Raw genomic sequence first — 21403 nt, 5'->3', positions numbered from 1 at the left:
CAAGTTAAATAAGTTAAATAAGCGACTTAACTGGCACACATCATACAACAGCCTCAATACCTGCATCACTAAAACTCGCCATTTGATTGTAAAAATTTACTGCAGCTTGGATAAGCGGCAATGCCAAGGCGGCCCCAGTCCCCTCACCTAATCTCAAGCCCAGGGACAACAAGGGCTTAGCCTGTAAATGGGCCAACATGCGCTGGTGCCCTTGCTCCTCGGACTGATGGGCAAATATCAAATAATCACGCACATTAGGGGCAATTTGTACTGCGACTAATGCCGCGGCGGTAGCGATAAAACCGTCCACGACCACCAGCATATTACGTTCGGCGGCAGCCAGCATGGCCCCGGTCATCTGCACTATTTCGAATCCGCCGAGGCAGGCTAACACCGCCCTTGGGCCCGTTAAGGCACTTTGATGCAGTAACAGGGCTAACTCAATTAACATCAGCTTACGTTCTAGGGTTTCACTGTTAATGCCCGTGCCACGGCCAACGCATTCCGCCACATCGAGCTGCATCATCGCCGCCATAATGGCAGAGGCGGCAGAAGTATTACCTATGCCCATTTCACCAAAGGCGACCAAATTACAGCCACTTTGATGGTGGCGCTCAATAAGATCCCGCGCCATGGCAAACCCTTTATCTACGGTTTCAAGCGCCATAGCGGGTTCTAAATGAATAGCGCCAGTACCGGCGCCAAGTCGTTGATCGATAATGCCTTCAACCCCTTCAAGCGGCGTTAAAATACCGCAGTCAATCACTTCGAGCTTAAACCCCACCTGACGGCAGAACACATTGATGGCCGCGCCGCCATGGGCAAAATTTTGCACCATTTGCCGGGTCACTTCGCTGGGCGCAATCGACACCCCTTCTGCCGCGATGCCATGATCCCCCGCAAACACTAACAGAGTAGGATTAACGATTTTTAGCTGCTCGGCGCCCTGTATACGGGCAATTTGCAATGCTAAGGATTCGAGTTGCCCGAGGGCGCCGGGCGGCTTAGTCTTAAGGTCTATTTTCTGTTGAATTGTCTGATCTTGTACTTTGCTCACAGGGCTTATTTGAAACGAAACGGCTGATTGAGACATTCACACTCCAGTTGCTAATCCAAATTGAATCACTACGACGCATCCCACGTCGATTTTCCATACGTCTTAAGCATTAAATTAACTGGCCACTTTTCGCCGACGCAGAATAAGTAAGAAGAAAAAACTCCCGAGGGCGGCGGTGATAATGCCCACGGGTAACTCTTGATTACCGAGTAAACAGCGGGCGAGCACATCTATCCACACCATAAATAATCCCCCCACCAAGGCGGTTAACACTATGGGCTGCCGACCGGGAAATAATAATCGTACCGTGTGGGGGATCATCAATCCGACAAAGCCAATACCGCCACAGGTAGCGACTAAAATCGCCGTAATCAAAGAGCAGAGCAGCAGCATATTGAGTCGCAACTTAGGCACATTCACTCCTAAGGTATGGGCGGTTTCGTCCCCGGCTTGCAACGCCATAATTTGCCGTTTCATCCCTAAAATAATCAGCAGGCTCGCGCCGACGACTAAGGTCGGTAAAATCAACAACGACCAACTGGCCTTGGCAAAACTGCCTAAACTCCAAAAAAGTACCGATGCCGTTGCCTGCGGGCTAGCAAAATACAATAACAGGCTCGTCAAGGCGCCAAACATAAAAGAGGTCGCCACACCGGAAAGCAGCATGCGCTCCACTTGGCTGTTGAGCCCAAGCCCCGACAAGGCAAGCACAATCAGCACAGATAAACTGGCACCAATAAAGGCACCAAAGGGCAAGCTAAACCACAGTAAACCTGCAAATACCCCGGAACCACTGAAGATCCCCGCATTGGCGACAACCCCGGCGCTCTCAAATAAACCTGATCCCGTGAACAGGGTTAGCATAACGACCGCCCCAAAGGAAGCGCCAGAACTAATACCGAATAAATAGGGATCGGCCAGTGGATTGCGGGTCACGGTTTGCAGCACACTCCCCGCTAGGGACAGACCCGCCCCCGCCACAAAGGCGAGTAAAATCCGTGGCAGCCTAAGCTCCATCACAATCCGCTCTGTAATGCCATTCACAGTCGTTGGGTTAAGCGTGTCAAAACTCTGGGGCAGCTTAGTGATAAACACATGTAATACATCTAAAAAACCAATAGTTGCCGCCCCAAAACTCGCCGCAGCGATTGGCGTTAATATCCCTAGAACCACTAATCCTAGGATCAACCATTGCTGTAGCGTTAACGGGGTCAAAATACGATTAACCATACTACCGAGCATATGTGTCATTGCGTGCTTCATTCATTCCCCTCAAGTTCGCTGGGGTAAAGTTTGGGGGGCTGCGACTCGTGTAAGCTCTGATTCGGTTGATAACCGTAAAAGTAGCTTATTAAAGGATTGCCATGTTGCGGGTGACTCGATACCTGCGCGCAGACACCAAAGACATCGGCGATACGCGCCTCGGTTAACACTTCAGACGGGGTGCCCATGGCACTCACAGATCCCTTATCGAGCAATAACAAACGGTCACACAGGGCGCTGGCTAAATTGAGATCGTGGATTGAGGCTATCACGCTAATACCAAGACTCCTTACTAATTCAAGGATTTGGATCTGATAACGCACATCAAGATGATTGGTGGGCTCATCCAAAATCAACAATTGCGGCTGCTGGACTATGGCGCGAGCGATCAGGGCTCGCTGCTTTTCGCCGCCGGACAAACGCTCATATTGTTGATGTAGTTTTTGGCTTAGTCCCACCTTTTCCAGCGCCTTAGCAATCCTTTGGCTGTCGCCACTAGAATTGGTGTCGAACATGCCCTTATGGGGCGTTAATCCCATTGCCACCAACTGTTCGGTCGTCATATCAAAATAATGGGGCGTATCCTGCTGTACAACGGCAACTTTGCAGGCGAACGCCTTGGGCGATAACTGCTCAATATTTTGATTAAAAAGGCTAATACTGCCACGGCTTGGGCGTACAAAGCGGTAAATACAACGCAGCAGACTCGACTTGCCCGCACCGTTAGGGCCAATAAGCCCCAGCATCTGGCCACTTTGCAAAGCAAAATTAATATCCGCGAGAATGGTTTTCCCCTCGATAACCCAGCTCAAATCGCTCACCTTGAGTGCGGTATCTGGGATAGAGGTTTTGATTGGTTGTAATGGCGACGGCTTCACTGAGACACTGCCCCCGCGTAAAAACAACCCTTTGCCCAAAAGGCCAATATAGTGATCATCGTATTCTGCTCCCCCGAGTTACCCGCTCGAGAACTAAAGCTGCACGCAGCGATAACAGCAATAGGCAGGTCTCCTGACTTGTAGGGGAAGAAGGTTCTAGGTTCTAGGTTCTAGGTTCTAGGTTCTAGGTTCTTCCTTTACTACTCACAGTTGCGGGTACAGTTCGGGCTAGCTGATAGGCAGCGCCCCGATTCCCTATTATGTATGGGTTGATATGCTCGTGGGATATCTGCATTTTGCACCATGTGGCGCAGTCGCAAAATAGCCTAGAGTACATTCCCAACACCTATTGCTGCGATGTTTCCGCTTAAGCAGACCCATCAAGAAAATGCATTATCCTATATCTAGCTTGTAAGGCAATGCTGTTTAAATGATAAAACCCTGATATTGATTGTGTTAACAATCAACGGCTCCAAGCAAAGGCTCTGCCACATCAAGTGTAGATTAGCCAGCGCTTGGCCAGTCTACACGCCAATAATGCTCACCGAACGTATCTTCGAGCACATTGATACTCACCACTGCGGCCTCTGGCAGTGTCAACTGACTATAAAAACCTGGCACCTGCACCGCCCCAAGCGCCCTTGCCATTAAATGACGGAGCACGCCGCCATGGCTAATGATCCAAATAGTGGCGATTTGTGCAGTATTCGACTCGGCGCTTAGCGTTATACCTGACTCAACTGGGGTGGCCTCAGCCGGGGCGACTGGACTATTCTGTGCCATTTGAGTAAAAGCTTGATCCAAAATTCCCTCGATGGCGGCATTTATCCGCTGCTCAAAACTCGCCATTGATTCCCCTTGGGGTGGCGCTGCAAGCCATGGATTTTGCCAATAGGCAGCCAGTCGCTCTCCCTCTTGTTGGTATAGTTCCTCGAATGTGCGCCCATCCCAATCCCCAAAATCGAGCTCCTGCAAACTATCGAGCAGGGTGACACTCAAGGGGTGAGAAACATGTGGATCTTGTAGCTTCTCGGCCACAGTGTCGGCAAACGCCTTAGCAAATTCGGCGCAGCGCCTCGAGGTTGAGCTATAAATCCCCTGGAAAATCCCCGGCCGCGCCTCTACGGCCGCAAACATTTGCCGCCAACCCTTTTCACTCAGGGGCACATCGACGCGACCACGTAAAATCGCCCCGCCTTCGCATTCCCCATGGCGCAACAGTAATAATCGAACTTCTCTCATATATGCCTTTAAAAACTTAGGGCCTAGAGTATAGGTGCTAGGAACCAAAGCTAAAGCCTAGGGCCTAGACTCTAGATTCTAGATTCTCGATTCTCGATTCTAGACTCTCGCTCCTAATGACTTTCATCTTGCCCTGACAATCCGATGTCGCGTATTATGGACGTCTATACGTTTAAATGTCCAAAACAAAACGAACGACATCCAATAATAAAATGCAATTTGTCACCGGATTGCGTACTTTGGACTCAACTTAGCTGTAGTAAAGGTAATCATTTTATGGCGATATCACCCCATCGAGCAGGCCAAATACTGGCAGACATTCGCAATCAACTGTCGAAGCGCATCCTGATCTTAGACGGCGCCATGGGCACTATGATCCAAGGCTACAAGCTGGAAGAAGCCGATTATCGCGGCGAACGTTTTAAGGATTGGCATACTGATGTTAAAGGCAACAACGACCTTTTAGTCTTGTCCCAGCCGCAGATCATCAAACAAATCCACACCGACTACTTAAATGCCGGTGCCGATATTATTGAAACAAATACCTTTAACGCCACCACCATCGCCATGGCCGACTACGATATGCAGTCGCTGTCCGCCGAAATTAACCGCGAGGGCGCGCGCCTTGCCCGTGAGGCCTGTGATGAAATCGAGAAAGCCACAGGCATTCCACGCTATGTCGCCGGTGTGTTAGGGCCCACTAACCGCACTTGCTCGATTAGCCCAGATGTGAACGACCCAGGCTATCGCAACGTCAGCTTCGATGAGTTAGTGACCGCTTACAAAGAATCTACCAAAGCGCTGATCGAAGGCGGCGCGGATATCATTATGGTCGAGACCATTTTCGATACTTTGAACGCCAAGGCCGCGCTGTTTGCGATTGAATCAGTCTTCGATGACTTATTTGGTGCCAATTCATCAGCGCGTTTACCCGTGATGATCTCCGGCACTATTACCGATGCCTCAGGCCGCACCTTAACAGGCCAAACAACCGAAGCCTTTTATAATTCCCTGCGCCATATCAAGCCCTTATCTATCGGTCTTAACTGCGCCCTCGGGCCAAAAGAACTGCGCCCCTATGTGGAGGAATTATCCCGCATCGCCGAGTGTTATGTGTCGGCGCATCCGAATGCGGGCCTGCCGAACGAGTTTGGCGGCTACGATGAAACCCCAGAGGACATGGCGAATGTGATCGAAGATTGGGCACGCGAAGGTATGCTCAACATTATCGGCGGTTGCTGTGGTAGCACGCCGGAGCATATTCGCGTTATCCGACAAGCGGTTGAAAAATATGACCCTCGCGTATTGCCCGATATTCCCGTTGCCTGCCGCCTTGCGGGTTTGGAACCACTCACTATCGACGCCCAAACCCTGTTCGTTAACGTCGGTGAGCGCACCAATGTCACAGGCTCGGCCAAGTTTTTAAAGCTGATCAAAGAAGGCAAGTTCGAGCAGGCACTCGATGTCGCCCGTGAGCAGGTTGAAAGCGGCGCGCAGATCATCGACATCAACATGGATGAAGGCATGCTCGATGGCGTGGAGATCATGCACAAGTTTTTAAACTTGATTGCCTCCGAGCCCGATATCAGCCGCGTACCTATTATGATCGACTCCTCTAAGTGGGAAGTGATCGAAGCTGGCCTCAAATGTATTCAAGGCAAAGGCATAGTTAACTCGATTTCCCTCAAAGAAGGCGAAGCCAAATTTATTGAGCAGGCGACCTTAGTCAAACGCTACGGCGCGGCGGCCATTATCATGGCATTCGACGAGCAAGGTCAGGCCGATACTAAGGCGCGTAAAATCGAAATCTGTACCCGCGCCTACCGCGTGCTGGTCGATAAGGTCGGCTTTCCGCCCGAAGACATTATCTTCGACCCCAATATTTTCGCCATCGCCACAGGTATCGATGAGCACGATAACTATGCCGTCGATTTTATTGATGCCATTAAAGCGATTAAGGCCACCCTGCCCCATGCAATGATTTCGGGTGGGGTATCGAACGTGTCGTTCTCCTTCCGCGGTAACAACCCCGTCCGCGAGGCGATCCACGCCGTATTCCTCTACCACGCGATTAAAGTCGGCATGGATATGGGGATTGTCAACGCAGGCCAGTTAGCGATTTACGATGATATCGACCCCGAGCTTAAAGAGCGGGTCGAAAATGTAGTGCTTAACTTACCCTGCCCAGTCGAAGGTTCGAGCAATACCGAGCAGCTACTTGAAATCGCCGAAAAATTCCGCGGTGATGGTTCCACAGCCGCCAAAAAAGAAGATTTAGAATGGCGCTCTTGGCCAGTTAATCAACGTTTAGCCCACGCGCTGGTTAAAGGCATTACCGAATTTATTGATGAAGATACCGAAGCCGCCCGCCAAGTCGCCTCCCGTCCGCTGGATGTGATTGAAGGCCCGCTGATGGACGGCATGAATGTGGTTGGCGACCTGTTTGGCTCGGGCAAGATGTTCCTGCCGCAGGTGGTGAAATCGGCGCGGGTGATGAAAAAGGCCGTGGCCTATCTCAACCCCTATATCGAGCTGGAAAAGGTCGAAGGCCAATCTAACGGTAAGATTTTGATGGTGACGGTAAAGGGCGATGTGCACGATATCGGTAAGAATATTGTCGGCGTGGTACTCGCCTGTAACGGCTTTGAGGTGTTCGATCTCGGTGTGATGGTGTCGGTGGAACGTATTCTTGAGGCGGTGAAGGAGCATAATATCGACATTATCGGCATGTCTGGCCTGATTACTCCGAGCCTCGATGAGATGGTGCATAACGTCAAAACCTTCCACCGTGAAGGCCTAACGATCCCTGCGATTATCGGCGGCGCGACTTGCTCGAAAATCCATACCGCAGTGAAAATTGCGCCCCATTATCCCCACGGCGCCATCTATATTGCCGATGCGTCTCGCGCCGTGCCTATGGTCAGCAAACTGGTGAATAACGAAACCCGCCAAGCGACCATAGACGAAACCTACGCCGAATATGACGATATGCGCACTAAGCGTTTATCTCAGGCAAAACGCAAAGAAATAGTCTCACTCGAAGCGGCCCGCGAAAATCGCTGCCAACACGATTGGGCCAACTACACTCCGTTTACGCCAAAGGTGCTCGGTCGCCAAGTGTTTGATGATTATCCATTAACGGATTTAGTTGAGCGTATCGACTGGACACCGTTCTTCCGCGCCTGGGAACTCCACGGCCATTATCCCGAGATTTTAAGTGACAAGATTGTCGGTGAAGAAGCGCAAAAGCTGTTCGCCGATGGTCAGGCCATGCTTAAACAAATCATCGAAGAAAAGTGGCTCACCGCCAAGGGCGTGATTGGGTTATTCCCCGCCAATACAGTCAATTACGACGACATTGAGCTCTATACCGATGAGTCGCGCACCCAAATTGAAATGACTACCCATCATCTTAGAATGCAGCTTGAGCGTGTCGGTAACGACAACTTCTGTCTCGCCGACTTTGTGGCGCCCAAAGACAGCGGCGTTGCCGACTATATGGGCGGCTTTGCGGTCACCGCTGGCCATGGGATTGATGAGCATGTCGCCCGCTTTGAGGCCAATCACGATGACTACAACGCCATTATGCTCAAGTGTTTAGCCGACCGTTTAGCAGAAGCCTTTGCCGAGCGGATGCACGAGCGAGTACGTAAGGAGTTTTGGGGTTATGCCGCCGATGAGCAATTGGATAACGAAGCCTTAATCCGTGAAAAATACAAAGGCATACGCCCAGCACCGGGCTACCCCGCCTGCCCCGATCACACAGAAAAAGGCCTGCTGTGGGAACTGTTAAAGCCGAATGAAACCATCGACTTGAACATCACCGAAAGCTACGCCATGTTCCCCACCGCCGCGGTATCCGGCTGGTACTTTGCCCATCCAAAATCCCGCTACTTTGGCGTGAGTAATATCGGCCGCGATCAGGTGGAGGATTACGCTAAACGTAAAGGGATGACAGTCGCAGAGACGGAGAAGTGGCTGGCGCCAGTGCTTGACTATGATCCTGAATAATCAGGATTCTGAGTAGGGAGTGATCCGGAGTAATCCTAATCGGGCTTACGCTAACGCTAACGCGATATAAGATCGGTCTTGCGACCAAAAGGTCGTGGGGCTTCACCCCCTGATTTTTAATCAAGAGTCGACCAAGGAGGACTGCTCGTCCTATCCTCCTTGGATTCTCCCTTGACGAACAACCTCCATGTCTAACTGCCAGTTCGCCATCCATGGCTCTCGTTCGTAACGCTGCTACGCAGCACTCACCCTAGCGAAGTTACATGCATTGATTAGTGGCTTCGTGCTTATTCGAAAATAGCTAACGCTTCCGATGGTACCGCTTTACATCCATGTAAAGCCCTCCAGTTCGGCAGTCCCTGCCTCTCGCTCATAAGCGCGAAAATCATCGATTTTCATTCGCCCCCGTCCCCGAAAGCTACGCAGACGTCCTGTCTGCGTCACGCTCTATCCTTTTAATAGAAAGTCTTCAACGCCCTTCAGCAACTTCGCAGGGGATCGGTGAACTTCTGTGGCATTAGAGTTAACTTTTCGCATTCAAAAGCTATGCATGTCCTGTCTCTTATCAATGACCGGACTCACGCAATTTATTCCAACGCCCCGCGGCAACTTCGCAGGGGATGGGTGAACTTCTGCTACTTTTGTGTTGCCTCTAGCCATGCAAAGCAAACCGAGTAATCTTTACTACCAATTTTAGAATTTAACAATGGATGGCTCATTAAACCTTATTTGTAAAACTGATTTCATCCCTAACTTCCAAAGTCCATTACTATTCTGAATTGTTATTTTTTAATCAGAGAACATAAATGCTACGGGATACACCAGAACAGGCATTGTTGCACCAGTGACTTAGTGAAAATGGGAGGATCATAGAAATTCTGACCTCCCAATCCTGTGCTATACATCCCTGCATAACGATTAAGAGTTATGCCTTATCAGTTAAACTTGAACTCTATTGCACCAATATCAATGACTTTTGTTCCATTGTTATCACCGTCAATTGGTCTTGCTACACCATATAGATCGACATCTACGTTTAACGACACACCAGCATCAATTACCGGTGAGTTACTAAAAGGATATCCCTTACTATCAAGTAAAGGGTCGGCAAAAAGAGTATTCACTTCAACTTGTTGATCCTGCATATCTACATACAAGTCCCTAACCTCATTAACTATATTATTACTTAAGTTAATATTGGTTCCAGGAGCAAACTTATACAAAGTACTAGCATACGAAGCATTATCAATTAACGTTCTAGATTTTGAAACGATATTATTATCGATTGATATTTTATAATATGGCTCATCAACCCCATGATAAATAAGCTTCACCACAGACTCCAAACCAAAAAATGTATTATTATAAACTTCTAATTCAGAAGACATACTTGCATTAATAAACTGACATCCAAAATATAAATCTTGCGCATCCAAAAGATTACCAAAATATATATTATTCACTAGTCTAGCCTTAGTATTTTGTGCAACTGCATAATTACCGCTTTCAATCCTAGGGCAATGGTAATCATCATCCAAATTACTAGATACGTAACCATTATCGAGAGCCTTACCTATCAATACATTTTGTTCAAAAAGCATCTCTCCGCTATTTAAAACGTATACTGAAATGAGGTTACTTGCTGTACCATCGAATAAATTACGTGTAATAGCACCTCCACTACCCCCTATCTTTATATAGTGATTAGCTAAGGTAAAACCATTTACACTACTGTTTTTATCAATAATTAAACTGGGTTGCCAAAATGAAGTTTCGCTGCTATAAAGCTTAGCATCTTTAGATTCAGCCTCTAATATATTTTGCTTTTTAGACAAATCTAAATCACCAATGTAAATTCCTGCCGGGACATTAATCTTTTCACCATCGGTCGCCATATCAATCTGTTTTTGTAATGCTTCTGTAGATTGACCAACCACTATTGGAAATGGTATTGAAGATAACACCTTATCACCAGTTATAGAACTGAGTGAATTGAATACTAACTTTCCTTCTCCTTGACTATCTCCCCTAATATCAAGTGTAAAACTATAAGCCTGTTGATAGTCTTTAAAAACAATTTCGTTTCCCATCAAACAATTATACTTTTCATGACTATTAACACATTCGGCACTTAACAATGTGATATTTTCAGGTATGTCCAGTCTAATTTTGTTGCCAGTTACAGGATCAAAGCCACCAAATTTAGATTCTTGTTGATGAATTATAAACGCTAACTTTTGTGAAGTACCAACTAACTCCATCATGTACTCTTGACGGTTATCAATCCACAATCGATAAGATACATCTGCAGCATGTCTTGCAACATCAATTGTTGCTTGGTTATTCGAAAAATCCTCATCATGTCCAAGATGCTGTATTTTTGCAGTGATAACACTCTTAATCTCTGATCCATTAGCTGAGTCAGCATTTAAATAGATCTCTTGAACAGCTTTATATCCTGGAGATATATTATCCCATTTACAGGTCAGTTCGAGTAGATTATCAGATAAAGTACAAAAATTTGAATGAGCATAACTATCGCTATCAAAATAAATCGGAAGAGATGTTGAATAGGTCGTCAACACTGTTCCGCTATCAGTTGATTCTACATCACTTTCGACTTCAGCTTTTACGATAATTTTTTTAGAATAGCCTTGGGTTTCATGGGATAAAGTAACTCCGAGGTCAGCAATTTTAGGAAGTATTTTTTTATCGTTAGGATGACCAAAAGATAAGAACTCTTGCAAATTAGTAAAACCATCACCATCTAAATCTTGAGTTGCATCCAAAGCCGATGTTGGATTTAAACCAAAAGCCAACTCCCAACCATCAGTTATTCCATCGTTATCCGCATCCTCAAACGAGGTCAATATGGAGGGTTTATAGTATTCCTTTAAAAAAGCATATTCTTTATTTACCATGCCACTATGTAGCATAATTTTATAATAGGTATAATTAGAGTTTACGTTTCCTCTTAACTCCTTATAGAATTCAACTGAAAATGTAGCTTGACTACTGTTACTTCCCCTAACAACAAACTCACCACTTTCTTCATAGGCATGTACCATAGTGTTAAGTTTAAATAATTCATTCGTTTGGACATCCCAGAACCCTAAAGATGAATCGAATACGCGACCTTGTATCCTAAAACCGTCATTTCCACATAACACCATCTCATTACCAGTTCTAATAAATTTAAAATTTGAAAATAAGATTTGTTTTTTATTATTTACATCTGAAAACATTAAATTATATGTTGTTTCAGTTTTTGCACAAGTTAAGTCCTGCTCCACATATTGTGCAGTACCAGCAAGTAAACTGTGACCTAAAGTACCTTTTACATCAACATCCTCAAAAATCACGATACTATCAATAAGTATTCCATCGGAGGAAAATCGGTTTGCTCTCACAGTAGCTTTACCGTTAGTTGTCATGCCATCTTCAACGCAATTACTGAAAGCAATATTTTTTTCTTTATCTGAGCTCCCACTAGAAATTTTAATCGTTCCACCACCAGAACAAGTCGAACCTAGTTCGCCACTTTGATCGTTATAATCCGGTAGTATTTCAGGAATGAGTGTAAAGATGTATTTGTACACTTGGCCTAATGTTTCTGTGTTCAATGGCGCTGCAGACTCAATGCCTGCATATTGGTCTTTAATATTGATAAATTTAGACAAGGGGTCTTTGGTGACAGGAGGTGGTGTTGGCGTTTCTGCTGAAGAATCTTCACCACCACCGCCGCATGCTGAAAGACATAAACATAAAAGGGGTACAAGTGCATATTTCATATCACAACATCCATTTAATTGATTTTATTAAGTAATTTAAAATGTTCGGATAGGTATAACTGTTATTTGTTTCAACTGACGACGAGGTTACCAAAGTTCATCATCCCCCTCGGAGTTGCCGCAGGGCATTTGCGTTCGTTGCGTGAGCGAGGCATGGATGCCGAGATAGCGTCAGTCGAATCAGGGACGAGCGTCTGACGCGGTAGCATTAGAACGCTTAATGCCCAAGGGGCTTTCAACTCCGTTAGGGGGGCGGCAAGGGAGATCCAAGAGGGAATTGCTGTTGATCCCCTCTTGGTCGGGTGTGGGTTGAAGACCCACGACCTTGATTCACCTCGGCCGTTAGGCCGCAAAATGACCAGTTCACTACTTTGTGAACCGACAAAGCTTTCCCCATGGCTACCGCACTTGGCCAACACCCATTAGCCAAGGGATTGCACTGCTGTAATGCTTTTATAGATTCTAGGTTCTAGGTTCTAGGTTCTAGATTCTAGGCCCTAGGTTCTTGCGCCTTGCGCCTTGCGCCCAGAGACTTATCGCATATTGTTCAGGAGGTGTTTCTTGCGAAATAAAGACACATCTTCCTGATGCAAGTGAACTTAACCACGGTCACGATTAAGTTTCATCCTTGTTAAAACTTAAGATAGCGTTCTGATTAAATCATGTCTACTACTTTAACATTAAAAATTAGATAGTTAAGTAGTGGCTAATTTGGTAACTACCTTGCCAATCTAGGCTAATAACACCTTAACCAAAGGAGATAGATGAACTTCTGTGGCATTAGAGTTAACTTTTCACATTGAAGGAGTTATGCCTGCCCGGTGTCTTTGGCTTCTTGTCCTATCTTTCCACGAGCAAGTGGCCCAATAAAAGTTACAATAGGTGGCACAAGAATTTGATCTGTTACACCCGTTTGTACGTACTTAAGAACACCTATATACCAACTATACTGTGCAACATAGCAGCAAAAAGTGCCCCCATGATCCGCAGTGGAAACCAATATGATCATATTTAATAAGCGTTTGAAAGAGGAAATCGAGCAGTTGAAAGAGGAATTACTTTCAATGCAACAGGTAAGGGAAAGCCTAGACAACGAGATGTTAGCATTAACACTTGATTCAAAAGGAAAAATTACCGCCGCAAACGCGCATTTTACTAATGACATGTTGTTTCAGAGAAACTCACCCGTAGGTCGAGAGCTCACCGAGCTTGTGCCATTACGAGCCAGAAATACTAACCACTACAAGCTAATGTGTAATGCATTAACCCGCGGTGAGCATTGGGCTGGCGCTCTGCAAATCATAAAAGGTGACGGTGAAGAGGCATGGCTACGGGCAATTGTGCAGCCAGTAAAAAACGCTAAAGGCCAAGTTAAACATATATCCGTATATGCAAACGATCTGACCCGTACCATCAAAAACTCCCAGGAACATGAAGACTTAACCCAAGCATTGCAGCGCTCTACGGCAGTGATTGAGTTTAATTTGGAAGGTATAGTCCTCGCGGCTAATGATAATTTTTTACAGGCTATGGGTTATAGCAAAAGCCAAATTATTGGTAAGCACCATAGGATGTTTTGTGAACCTGAAGATTATAATTCACTGGAATATAAACAGTTTTGGGAACAACTTCGCCAAGGTAAATATGTTGCAAATCGCTTTAAACGTATTGACAGCTATGGACGAGAGGTTTGGCTAGAGGCCTCCTACAATCCGGTTTTTGATAGCTATAAAACACTCTATAAAGTCGTGAAATTTGCCACTATCATTACCGAGCAGGTCACTCGAGAGCGAGCCATATCCGAAGCTGCCGATATCGCCTACAGCACCTCAAAACAAACGGATGATATGGCACAAATGGGCAGCAAAGTGTTGCAGGAAACCGTTGGAGCTATGCATAAACTGGCCGACCAAATGGACATCGCCGCGCAAGGCATTGCCGCCTTAGATAAACAATCACAAATGATTGGGGCGCTCGTGCAAAGTATTAGCGGCATTGCGGATCAAACCAATCTACTGGCTCTGAATGCGGCAATTGAAGCGGCACGCGCGGGTGAACAAGGCCGTGGATTTGCAGTCGTTGCCGATGAGGTTAGACAACTCGCCTCTCGCACCAGCAAAGCGACGGAGGAAATCGTTGAGGTTGTCTTGCAAAACAAAAAATTAACCGAAAATGCAGTTAACATGATCGAAGAAGGGAAAAAACAAGCACAACACGGATTAGTACTTTCCACCCAATCTGGCGAGGTCATGTCAGATATCCAAGATGGTGCACAAAAAGTCGTAAACGCCGTAGGGCAGTTCACAAATCATCTAACTAATTGATTTTAATTGAATAACCATCAATTAAAACATCAAAACGATTAAGCTCACATTAGCTCAGCACCTCGCCCCTTTATATCCACTAAAGGGGCAAGGCCGCAGCATAACTTTTACAAAATCGAGTAAAGACTCCTAAACCACACGATTTAAAATGGTGGCTGATTTTTTTGTACTTAATCTCGTTAATTCCCGAGTATACCTGTCGCTAAATTTAACAATGGATGTCTCAATAAACCTTTTGATTTAAAATCTAAAGAAACTATTCTGATGTAAACTCTCCATTCAAATATAACTGACCATTAACTGTTAATGAAAAGTATGGACGTTTCAATACTTCCTCTCGCTTTATAAAATCATAATGTTTTATCTTACTATTATTACCAATACTGTGGTTAATTGACTGATAAGGACGATCCAGCTCATCACCTAAGTCAGTGGCAGTTAAAGAATCTTTATTATTTAAAGCATTTAATATTTCATACTCTTTCATTGGAATTTTTATGTTGCTTTCTATTTTAACCCGCTGACTATCATCTATTATCGATCTTAAAACCACTTCACCATTACATTTAAGACATGGTATTTTATGGGTAATAAAAACATCTTTCTTAGCTATATCATATAGTTCACAACAACTTAAACATACTAATTCCTGTGAACTTTTCATCCAATCAGCAACTAACTTATTAAAATCAAAAACCCTTTCAACCCTAAATTTCCTGTCACTTTTATCATCAAAAATTATATTATTTTCAACACATAACCCATAATTTAAAGAAAAAACACTAACATTATCACCATCTTTATCTTTTTGCTGAGAGAATTTAGTAATAAAAAAATTAAACTCTAACGTCTTTAAAATATCCTCCATAGATTCAGATATATAAAGATAATTTGATGGAGCTGTATTAGTTGTATATTGAGAAAATATTTTTGCAGTTGAAACACCTACATGCTTCTTATTGTTAATGGCTTTTAAAATAATTTTATTTAACAAATCCAATAAATGAAATTTTTCAAACGCTTCATTATAACTTTTGTATTCAATATACTCACTTTTTGTTAAAACGAACTCGATATCATTTTTATAATGCTGTCTAGCTGATTCTTGCAATATAGCTTTATTTATTTTCCTTTCAAATCCATTAGTCTTCTGCAAGGAAATCTCCAATATCTTTCCAATAATTCTAGGCACATTGGAACTAATTTGAAAAACAATCTTATAATAATCATTCATAGAATCAACATTTGAAAGATCGAAGAACTCACTTAAACCTATCCCCTCAAAATAATAATTAAATCTTCGTTCCAAAAGCCTTCTAGTATATTTAATTGCAGAATCTTCAACTTTATCAACACTTCCTGCAGAATATAAATCATAATAATCTAAACAATATGTTTTAACCTTCTGCCTGTCTATTGATGGCAAATAATCCCTACCAGGATAAAGGGATATTTTAAACTTAAAAAATTCATCAGACAAATTATTCAATGGCCCAACAATAAAATCAGTAAAAACCTCCATTGATTCTTTGTCAATTTCTGACATATCATCGAGACAAATAAAAACAGTATCAATAGGGATTTTTTTAAGTAGTTTCTTCAAATTATTCATAAAACCAATAATATCAAAAAACCGACTTAAAACCTGTGTAAACTGCTTTGATTCCAAGTCTTCAACATAAGAAGAATCTTTAATTCCTCCGTTCACGCTTTGCTTCTGAATGTTAAACTCAAAACCCAAATTTGAGTCTTTAGCCCTAGAACTTTTTCCAGTTTCATTTTTAATTATCTGATTACATGCAGTTACATCTACAAACAATGGTTTCTTAACGCCTTTGAATAGTATATCAAGCTGTTTATTAAACTCTTTCTCCGTTAAACCATCTTGTATAAAAAATCGTTTAAATCTAGACTTAAATACACTAGCTTTTATTTCATCCTGTATTTCTGATATGATTTTTTCAATAAAAAACACATACAAACTCAGACGATCTAAACTGTCAGGAGTTAATTCTATATCTAATGATTGCAAACTGAAGTATGATTTCCTAGCTTGTTCAAACAAAGCTTTAACGTCGATATACAATGACAGTTTATTCTCTGACTTACGAATTTCATGTTGAAACCTGTTAATAATTGTGGATTTTCCAGTACCTTTCCTCCCCATTAATAAGGTGGTATTTTCCTTAAGCATGGACTTTAAAATCAGATCATTTTCTAGTGGATCGACATAAAGTTCTTCTATTAAATTATTACCATCACCGTCTTTTAAATCTGCACGACGATACTTACTTAACGAATCAGTCATTGATAAAAAAGTATCAGATAAGCTACCCACATTTAAAGACATATTCACTCCAATTTAAATATAAACACAAAAGATCGGAACAAAAGATCGCAAAAGATCGGACAGGCACATTTTTATGCTTTAGCAATCAACCAATATCTCCTGAGCCCAAGGAATACACCTCCCCTCGGAGTTGCCGCAGGGCATTTGCGTTCGTTGCGTGAACGAGGCATGGATGCCGAGATAGCGTCAGTCGAATCAGGGACGAGCGTCTGACGCGATAGCATAAGGACGCTTAATGCCCAAGGGGCTTTCAACTCCGTTAGGGGCGTCAAGGAGCATCCAAGGAGGATAGGACGAGCAGTCCTCCTTGGTCGGGTGTGGGTAGAAGACCCACGACCTTGATTCAACTCGGCCGCTAGGCCGCAAAACTGCCAGTTCATTACTTTGTGAACCGATAAAGCTTCCCATGGCTACCGCACTTCGCCAACATCCGTCAGCCAAGCCATCAATCAAAACAAGGTTGCATCAACTCAAAACGTCCACAGCTGAACATTGAGCAAAATGCCAATAAGCACTGTGGCAATAAGCATAAGTGCCAAAGCATATTCACGAATTTGCAGGAGGATTTGGGTATCTAAGAAAGAAAAGACACATCGTCCTGATGCAAGTGACTCCAATCGCGGATACGCGGTTAAAGCTCATCTTAAAGCTCATCCTTGTTAAAAACCTAAGATAACGACATAGCGTACACTTGTCTATAACTTTAGCATTACAAATTAGACAGTTAAATTAGATAGTTAAGTGATAACTAATTTTGGTATTTAGCTTTTAGGAGCAAGCCCACAACGCCATTGTCACTGGAGAGTGCTAAAGCCTGCGGCAGGCAATGGGTCGCACCGTTACTTTGCAGCGATAACATTGCTAATTCGCGACATCCAGCGAACCAGCAATATCATCGAGTGTGGGCCATAACCCAAACCTTGGCCGCACTCCCAAAATTCCCTTTGCAATTCGGCAAAACCTAACCCTGTAAATATTTACCAAAAAAATCCAAGGTTCTTGCCCATGCAAGCTCGGCGGTTGGCTCATCATAGCGACCGGTGGAATCATTATGAAAACCATGGTTCACCTTAGGGTAAAGATAGGCGATGTAATCGGCATTATTGGCTTTAAGCTGAGCTTCATACGCTGGCCAAGTATCATTAATTCGTTGATCTAGCTCGGCAAACTGAAGCATCAGTGGCCCTTTGACTCGAGTGCGCAGCTCATCCGCTGCTGGAGTGCCATAGAATGGCACGCCCGCGTTCAGTTCATCTGGAATCGTGGCGGCCAGCATATTGACTATATAGCCGCCAAAGCAAAATCCAACGGCGCCGAGTTTGCCATTGCTCTGGGGGTGCGCCTTTAAAAAACGGGCGGCGGCGATAAAGTCCTGCTCGATTTTGGCTCTGTCTAAACTACTTTGCATGGCGCGGCCCGCATCATCATTTCCGGGATAACCACCGAGGGAATAGAGGGCATCGGGGGCGAAAGCGATATACCCCTTGGCCGCTAAACGGCGGACCACATCTTCGATATAGGGATTAAGACCACGATTTTCATGCACTACTAATACTACCGCCGCTTTTTTCGTGGGATCTAAGGTCATAGGATCGCCCACTGCGGCCCCCGGCACTAATAATGTACTTGGCACGACCAAATAGCCTCGCCCCTCACCATACCCCTCGGGGGATGGAAACTTCACATAACTGGCCTGAATATTGGGATCGTTAAAGGACACTTGCTCGGCAAGGGCGTAGTTGGGCAGGAGTGCGCCCGTAAGGGTCGTCATGGTAAAACCTAGGGCGACAAGCCCTGCAAGGCGAGCCATAAACTCACGGCGGTCGATGATTCCGTGGGCATATTCATCGTACCAATCAAAGGCTTCCTGGGGGATAGGTTGGGAAGGTGGCGTTATTAACTCAGACTTTTCGTGTGGGCTCATCGTTCTCTCTCCATTGAACAAGCTAACCACAGGTAGTTATCTTCCCTAGCTTGTGAGTAATTTGGCTGCGTTAACAAGAGTAAAGGATGAAGGCTTATCAGGGCAATCGGCTTTGTGTCACAGGGCAAACAATTATCGACTCGTCCAATAGTCAACTTATGACTGATCTTAGCCTGATATTGGTGTGAGCTTTTTATTCCAAAGGCGTTTTTTTGTGTATAATGTCGCCAATTCACAAACTAATAAGTTTACATTTCAATAACATAAGTTGCCAATGGAGTTCAGATGGCTATAGGGATATGCAGGGTAATTTGTACCACTATCACGCTCACTCTTGGGTTAACGGCTTGCGATAATTCGCTTTCAAGCAAGTCAGCTAGCATCCCCACTCAAGGTGAATATCAGATCATTTCCACCGTAAGCCTCAATGATGGCTTTGAAACCCGCAAAGTAATGCAGGCGCGATTGCTGCTGGATTACCAATTGCAAGATGCAGAAGGTAAAGCGGCCAGCTTAACAACGCCGTTAACCCATAATGCCCACTTTTTTCTCCAACCTAACCTGTTGCAAATAAGCGACTATGGCATGCCCATTCCGGTGAGTAATATCGACCCTAAAAGCCAGTCCAATGAAATAGTGCAACTGGTTAAAGACGGCTTTAATGTCGAGTTCAGCAAGGGGGAAGTACGGCAGCTAACGCCCATCGCGAAGGCGGATCAAAAAGATATCATAGAGTTATTTGAGCACTGGATTAATCTTAATAGCTTGTTTAAACAGGCCCCAACCTTGCCCGTGGCGCTCGAGCCAAGGGTCGGTTATAGCATTAGTGCCCCCATGGACGCGCGCCTAACTTGGACGGTTGAGCAAGTAACAGAAGATAAGTTATTTGCGGTAATACAAGGTGAGAAAGACAACTTTAAGGCCTATGGCAAGTTTGAGCTTAACCGCAAAACCGGCTGGTTAGAGAGCATGGCGTTTTTTCAACAGGAAGAGAGCAAAGGCAGTACCCTCACCCGCCGCATCGCCATGGCGCCCAAGGATAGCCCTTATATCATGAACATACTTTGGCATGCCGACGCTAACTACGATGCCGAGCGTGATATAGATGATCTGCAAAAAGAGCTGTACCCCATTAGTGATGTACCTCGGGAATATAAAGCCCATGATAAGGAGTTTATAGAATCCTTATTATCTGATCAGCAAGGTATTCTTGATAATATTGGCCCATGGGGCGCTGACACGCCGGAAGTGCTGCAATTGCGCTTTGTGCATAATATGAGCCCGCGATATGTGGTTGCCAATGTGCAGTATGAAGACTTAGCCGCCTTTGATGCCAGCGGAAATCCGATAGACATTCACTTCTGGCAGCACAGCAGAGGTTTGGCGATGAATTTCAACCGCTCGATTGAGTCTTCGGTGGATATTATCGCCACAGGTTGGGATAACACTGCCAATAAACTCAAGCAGGTAGATCATATCAGCGCCAAGCTGACCCTAATCCCTGAAAGCAATAAAATAGTCGAAAAGTCGTGGGATGAACTGGTCGCGAATCCTTACGCCTTCGGCGATGCGAGCCTCACGATTCAGGTGCTCGACGCCGAGGCAAAGCTATTTAAAGTCGTGACAAAGCAGAGTAAAACTCAAAACATTAATCTTCCTTTTCAGCAATTTAAAGGGAAGATGGCCGAAGCCCGCCGCGATGGTGATTATCCCAAATGGCTAACGGTGACGGATAAGGAACTGCTGGGGGAATTAATCGGTGTCGATGATCCCCATCATCTTAGCACCCGCGCCCTGCTACTTAAGCTAGATGAGATCCCTAAAACCGTTGTCGTCATTGAGCAGCAGCCACAGCCGGAGTTAAGCCAAACCAAGAACATCCGCTTTATGAAATTTAGCGATTACAACCAAAATCTGGCCAATCCCTTAAGCGAGTTTGGCGATTCGAGCCTCAATAACTTCCTCTATCAAGATCTTGAACCATCAAACGCTGAAATCAGTGCGATCCAAGGGATAAAACCTGTCACTGAAAATGGCCATAATCTGTATATTCCTATGTCAGCCGCATTAGCGAGTGCCTGTAAACCTGAAATAGAACAAGGTTTTAAAGAGGGGAAACACGACGTCACTTGGCAGTTTGAGCATAATGCCCCAAACGGACCAGCCTATACCCTGATGACGCCCGACCGCGAGCGGCAGTTTTTCTACGATAAACACATCCAAGGAAAAATCCATTGCCAAGGTGATATCAGTTGGCAACCCTTAGAGCAGGCAGCTAACCCACGTCCTTGGTTAATCGATTTACAAGCTTGGCTAACAAAAACCGGTTATGGTGACGAGCCGAGTAAAGATCTTAAGAACTACTTTAAAGTCGAGGATGCCCAAGGCAAATCCCTAACGATTCGACTGCCCGAAACCACCGAACTGCGGATTAAAGAGGCGCTGATCGATGGCCGCTATTTGAGTGTGGCGGGCCCTGCAGCGAAGGTGAGTTATATGACTCTCTCTCAAAACCCCGTAGACATCCCCTATGAATTCACCTTTAAACCTTTGCCATAAGGAG

Annotated in this window: 10 protein-coding genes, 1 pseudogene and 1 riboswitch; of the genes and pseudogenes, 4 read left to right on the top strand and 7 right to left on the bottom strand. The window is 44.8% G+C overall.

What is annotated here, in order from left to right; all coding sequences use genetic code 11:
• Window positions 1–40: 40 nt before the first annotated feature.
• From cobT to JFT56_RS04225, 4 genes are all read right to left on the bottom strand, one after another.
• The gene (cobT, locus tag JFT56_RS04240) at window positions 41–1093 is read right to left on the bottom strand and encodes a nicotinate-nucleotide--dimethylbenzimidazole phosphoribosyltransferase (RefSeq protein WP_198782466.1); all 1053 of its coding nucleotides are present in this window, start codon (window positions 1091–1093) and stop codon (window positions 41–43) included.
• Between the two features lie 78 nt (window positions 1094–1171).
• A complete protein-coding gene (locus tag JFT56_RS04235) occupies window positions 1172–2320 on the bottom strand; it encodes a FecCD family ABC transporter permease (RefSeq protein ID WP_198782465.1) in 1149 nt (382 codons plus the stop codon).
• The gene (locus JFT56_RS04230; protein ID WP_198782464.1) at window positions 2317–3198 is read right to left on the bottom strand and encodes an ABC transporter ATP-binding protein; all 882 of its coding nucleotides are present in this window, start codon (window positions 3196–3198) and stop codon (window positions 2317–2319) included. The genes JFT56_RS04235 and JFT56_RS04230 overlap by 4 nt, the downstream gene beginning before the upstream one ends.
• A 105-nt stretch (window positions 3199–3303) precedes the next feature.
• Window positions 3304–3495: riboswitch (cobalamin riboswitch) on the bottom strand.
• A gap of 207 nt (window positions 3496–3702) precedes the next feature.
• On the bottom strand, window positions 3703–4440 hold the full coding sequence (locus JFT56_RS04225) for a histidine phosphatase family protein (RefSeq protein WP_198782463.1): 738 nt from the start codon (window positions 4438–4440) through the stop codon (window positions 3703–3705).
• Between the two features lie 276 nt (window positions 4441–4716).
• Here JFT56_RS04225 and metH point away from each other — a divergent pair, with 276 nt between their 5' ends.
• The gene (metH, locus tag JFT56_RS04220) at window positions 4717–8451 is read left to right on the top strand and encodes a methionine synthase (protein WP_198782462.1); all 3735 of its coding nucleotides are present in this window, start codon (window positions 4717–4719) and stop codon (window positions 8449–8451) included.
• 935 nt (window positions 8452–9386) lie between these two features.
• On the opposite strand, the gene JFT56_RS04215 is transcribed toward metH, so the two are convergent.
• A complete protein-coding gene (locus JFT56_RS04215) occupies window positions 9387–12242 on the bottom strand; it encodes a choice-of-anchor Q domain-containing protein (RefSeq protein WP_198782461.1) in 2856 nt (951 codons plus the stop codon).
• 1001 nt (window positions 12243–13243) lie between these two features.
• Between JFT56_RS04215 and JFT56_RS20075 the strand changes: the two are divergent.
• Window positions 13244–13978: pseudogene (locus JFT56_RS20075) on the top strand (PAS domain-containing protein); the annotation flags it as partial.
• Window positions 13979–14089: 111 nt separating this feature from the next.
• Entirely contained in the window at window positions 14090–14566 is a 477-nt protein-coding gene (locus JFT56_RS20070; protein WP_420136020.1) for a methyl-accepting chemotaxis protein, read from the top strand.
• Window positions 14567–14822: 256 nt separating this feature from the next.
• Here the strand turns inward: JFT56_RS20070 and JFT56_RS04205 are convergent, their stop codons facing one another.
• A complete protein-coding gene (locus JFT56_RS04205) occupies window positions 14823–16916 on the bottom strand; it encodes a hypothetical protein (RefSeq protein WP_198782459.1) in 2094 nt (697 codons plus the stop codon).
• A 961-nt stretch (window positions 16917–17877) separates the two neighbouring features.
• Window positions 17878–18840: a dienelactone hydrolase family protein gene (locus JFT56_RS04200; RefSeq protein WP_198782458.1), complete on the bottom strand. Its 963-nt coding sequence runs from the start codon at window positions 18838–18840 to the stop codon at window positions 17878–17880.
• 285 nt (window positions 18841–19125) lie between these two features.
• Between JFT56_RS04200 and JFT56_RS04195 the strand changes: the two genes are divergently transcribed.
• Window positions 19126–21399: a hypothetical protein gene (locus tag JFT56_RS04195; protein WP_198782457.1), complete on the top strand. Its 2274-nt coding sequence runs from the start codon at window positions 19126–19128 to the stop codon at window positions 21397–21399.
• Window positions 21400–21403 lie beyond the last annotated feature (4 nt).

It is taken from the genome of Shewanella putrefaciens (assembly GCF_016406305.1).
Lineage (GTDB): Bacteria > Pseudomonadota > Gammaproteobacteria > Enterobacterales > Shewanellaceae > Shewanella > Shewanella putrefaciens_C.
Note: the sequence above shows the minus strand (reverse complement) of the source record. Positions and strands in the feature narration are given on the sequence as shown.

Coding starts and splice junctions, on each gene's coding strand:
- JFT56_RS04200 (WP_198782458.1), bottom strand. CDS start 18,840: ATGAGCCCACACGAAAAGTCTGAGTTAATAACGCCACCTTCCCAACCT.
- JFT56_RS04215 (WP_198782461.1), bottom strand. CDS start 12,242: ATGAAATATGCACTTGTACCCCTTTTATGTTTATGTCTTTCAGCATGC.
- JFT56_RS04235 (WP_198782465.1), bottom strand. CDS start 2,320: ATGAAGCACGCAATGACACATATGCTCGGTAGTATGGTTAATCGTATT.
- cobT (WP_198782466.1), bottom strand. CDS start 1,093: ATGTCTCAATCAGCCGTTTCGTTTCAAATAAGCCCTGTGAGCAAAGTA.
- JFT56_RS04225 (WP_198782463.1), bottom strand. CDS start 4,440: ATGAGAGAAGTTCGATTATTACTGTTGCGCCATGGGGAATGCGAAGGC.
- JFT56_RS04195 (WP_198782457.1), top strand. CDS start 19,126: ATGGCTATAGGGATATGCAGGGTAATTTGTACCACTATCACGCTCACT.
- JFT56_RS04205 (WP_198782459.1), bottom strand. CDS start 16,916: ATGTCTTTAAATGTGGGTAGCTTATCTGATACTTTTTTATCAATGACT.
- metH (WP_198782462.1), top strand. CDS start 4,717: ATGGCGATATCACCCCATCGAGCAGGCCAAATACTGGCAGACATTCGC.
- JFT56_RS20070 (WP_420136020.1), top strand. CDS start 14,090: ATGGCACAAATGGGCAGCAAAGTGTTGCAGGAAACCGTTGGAGCTATG.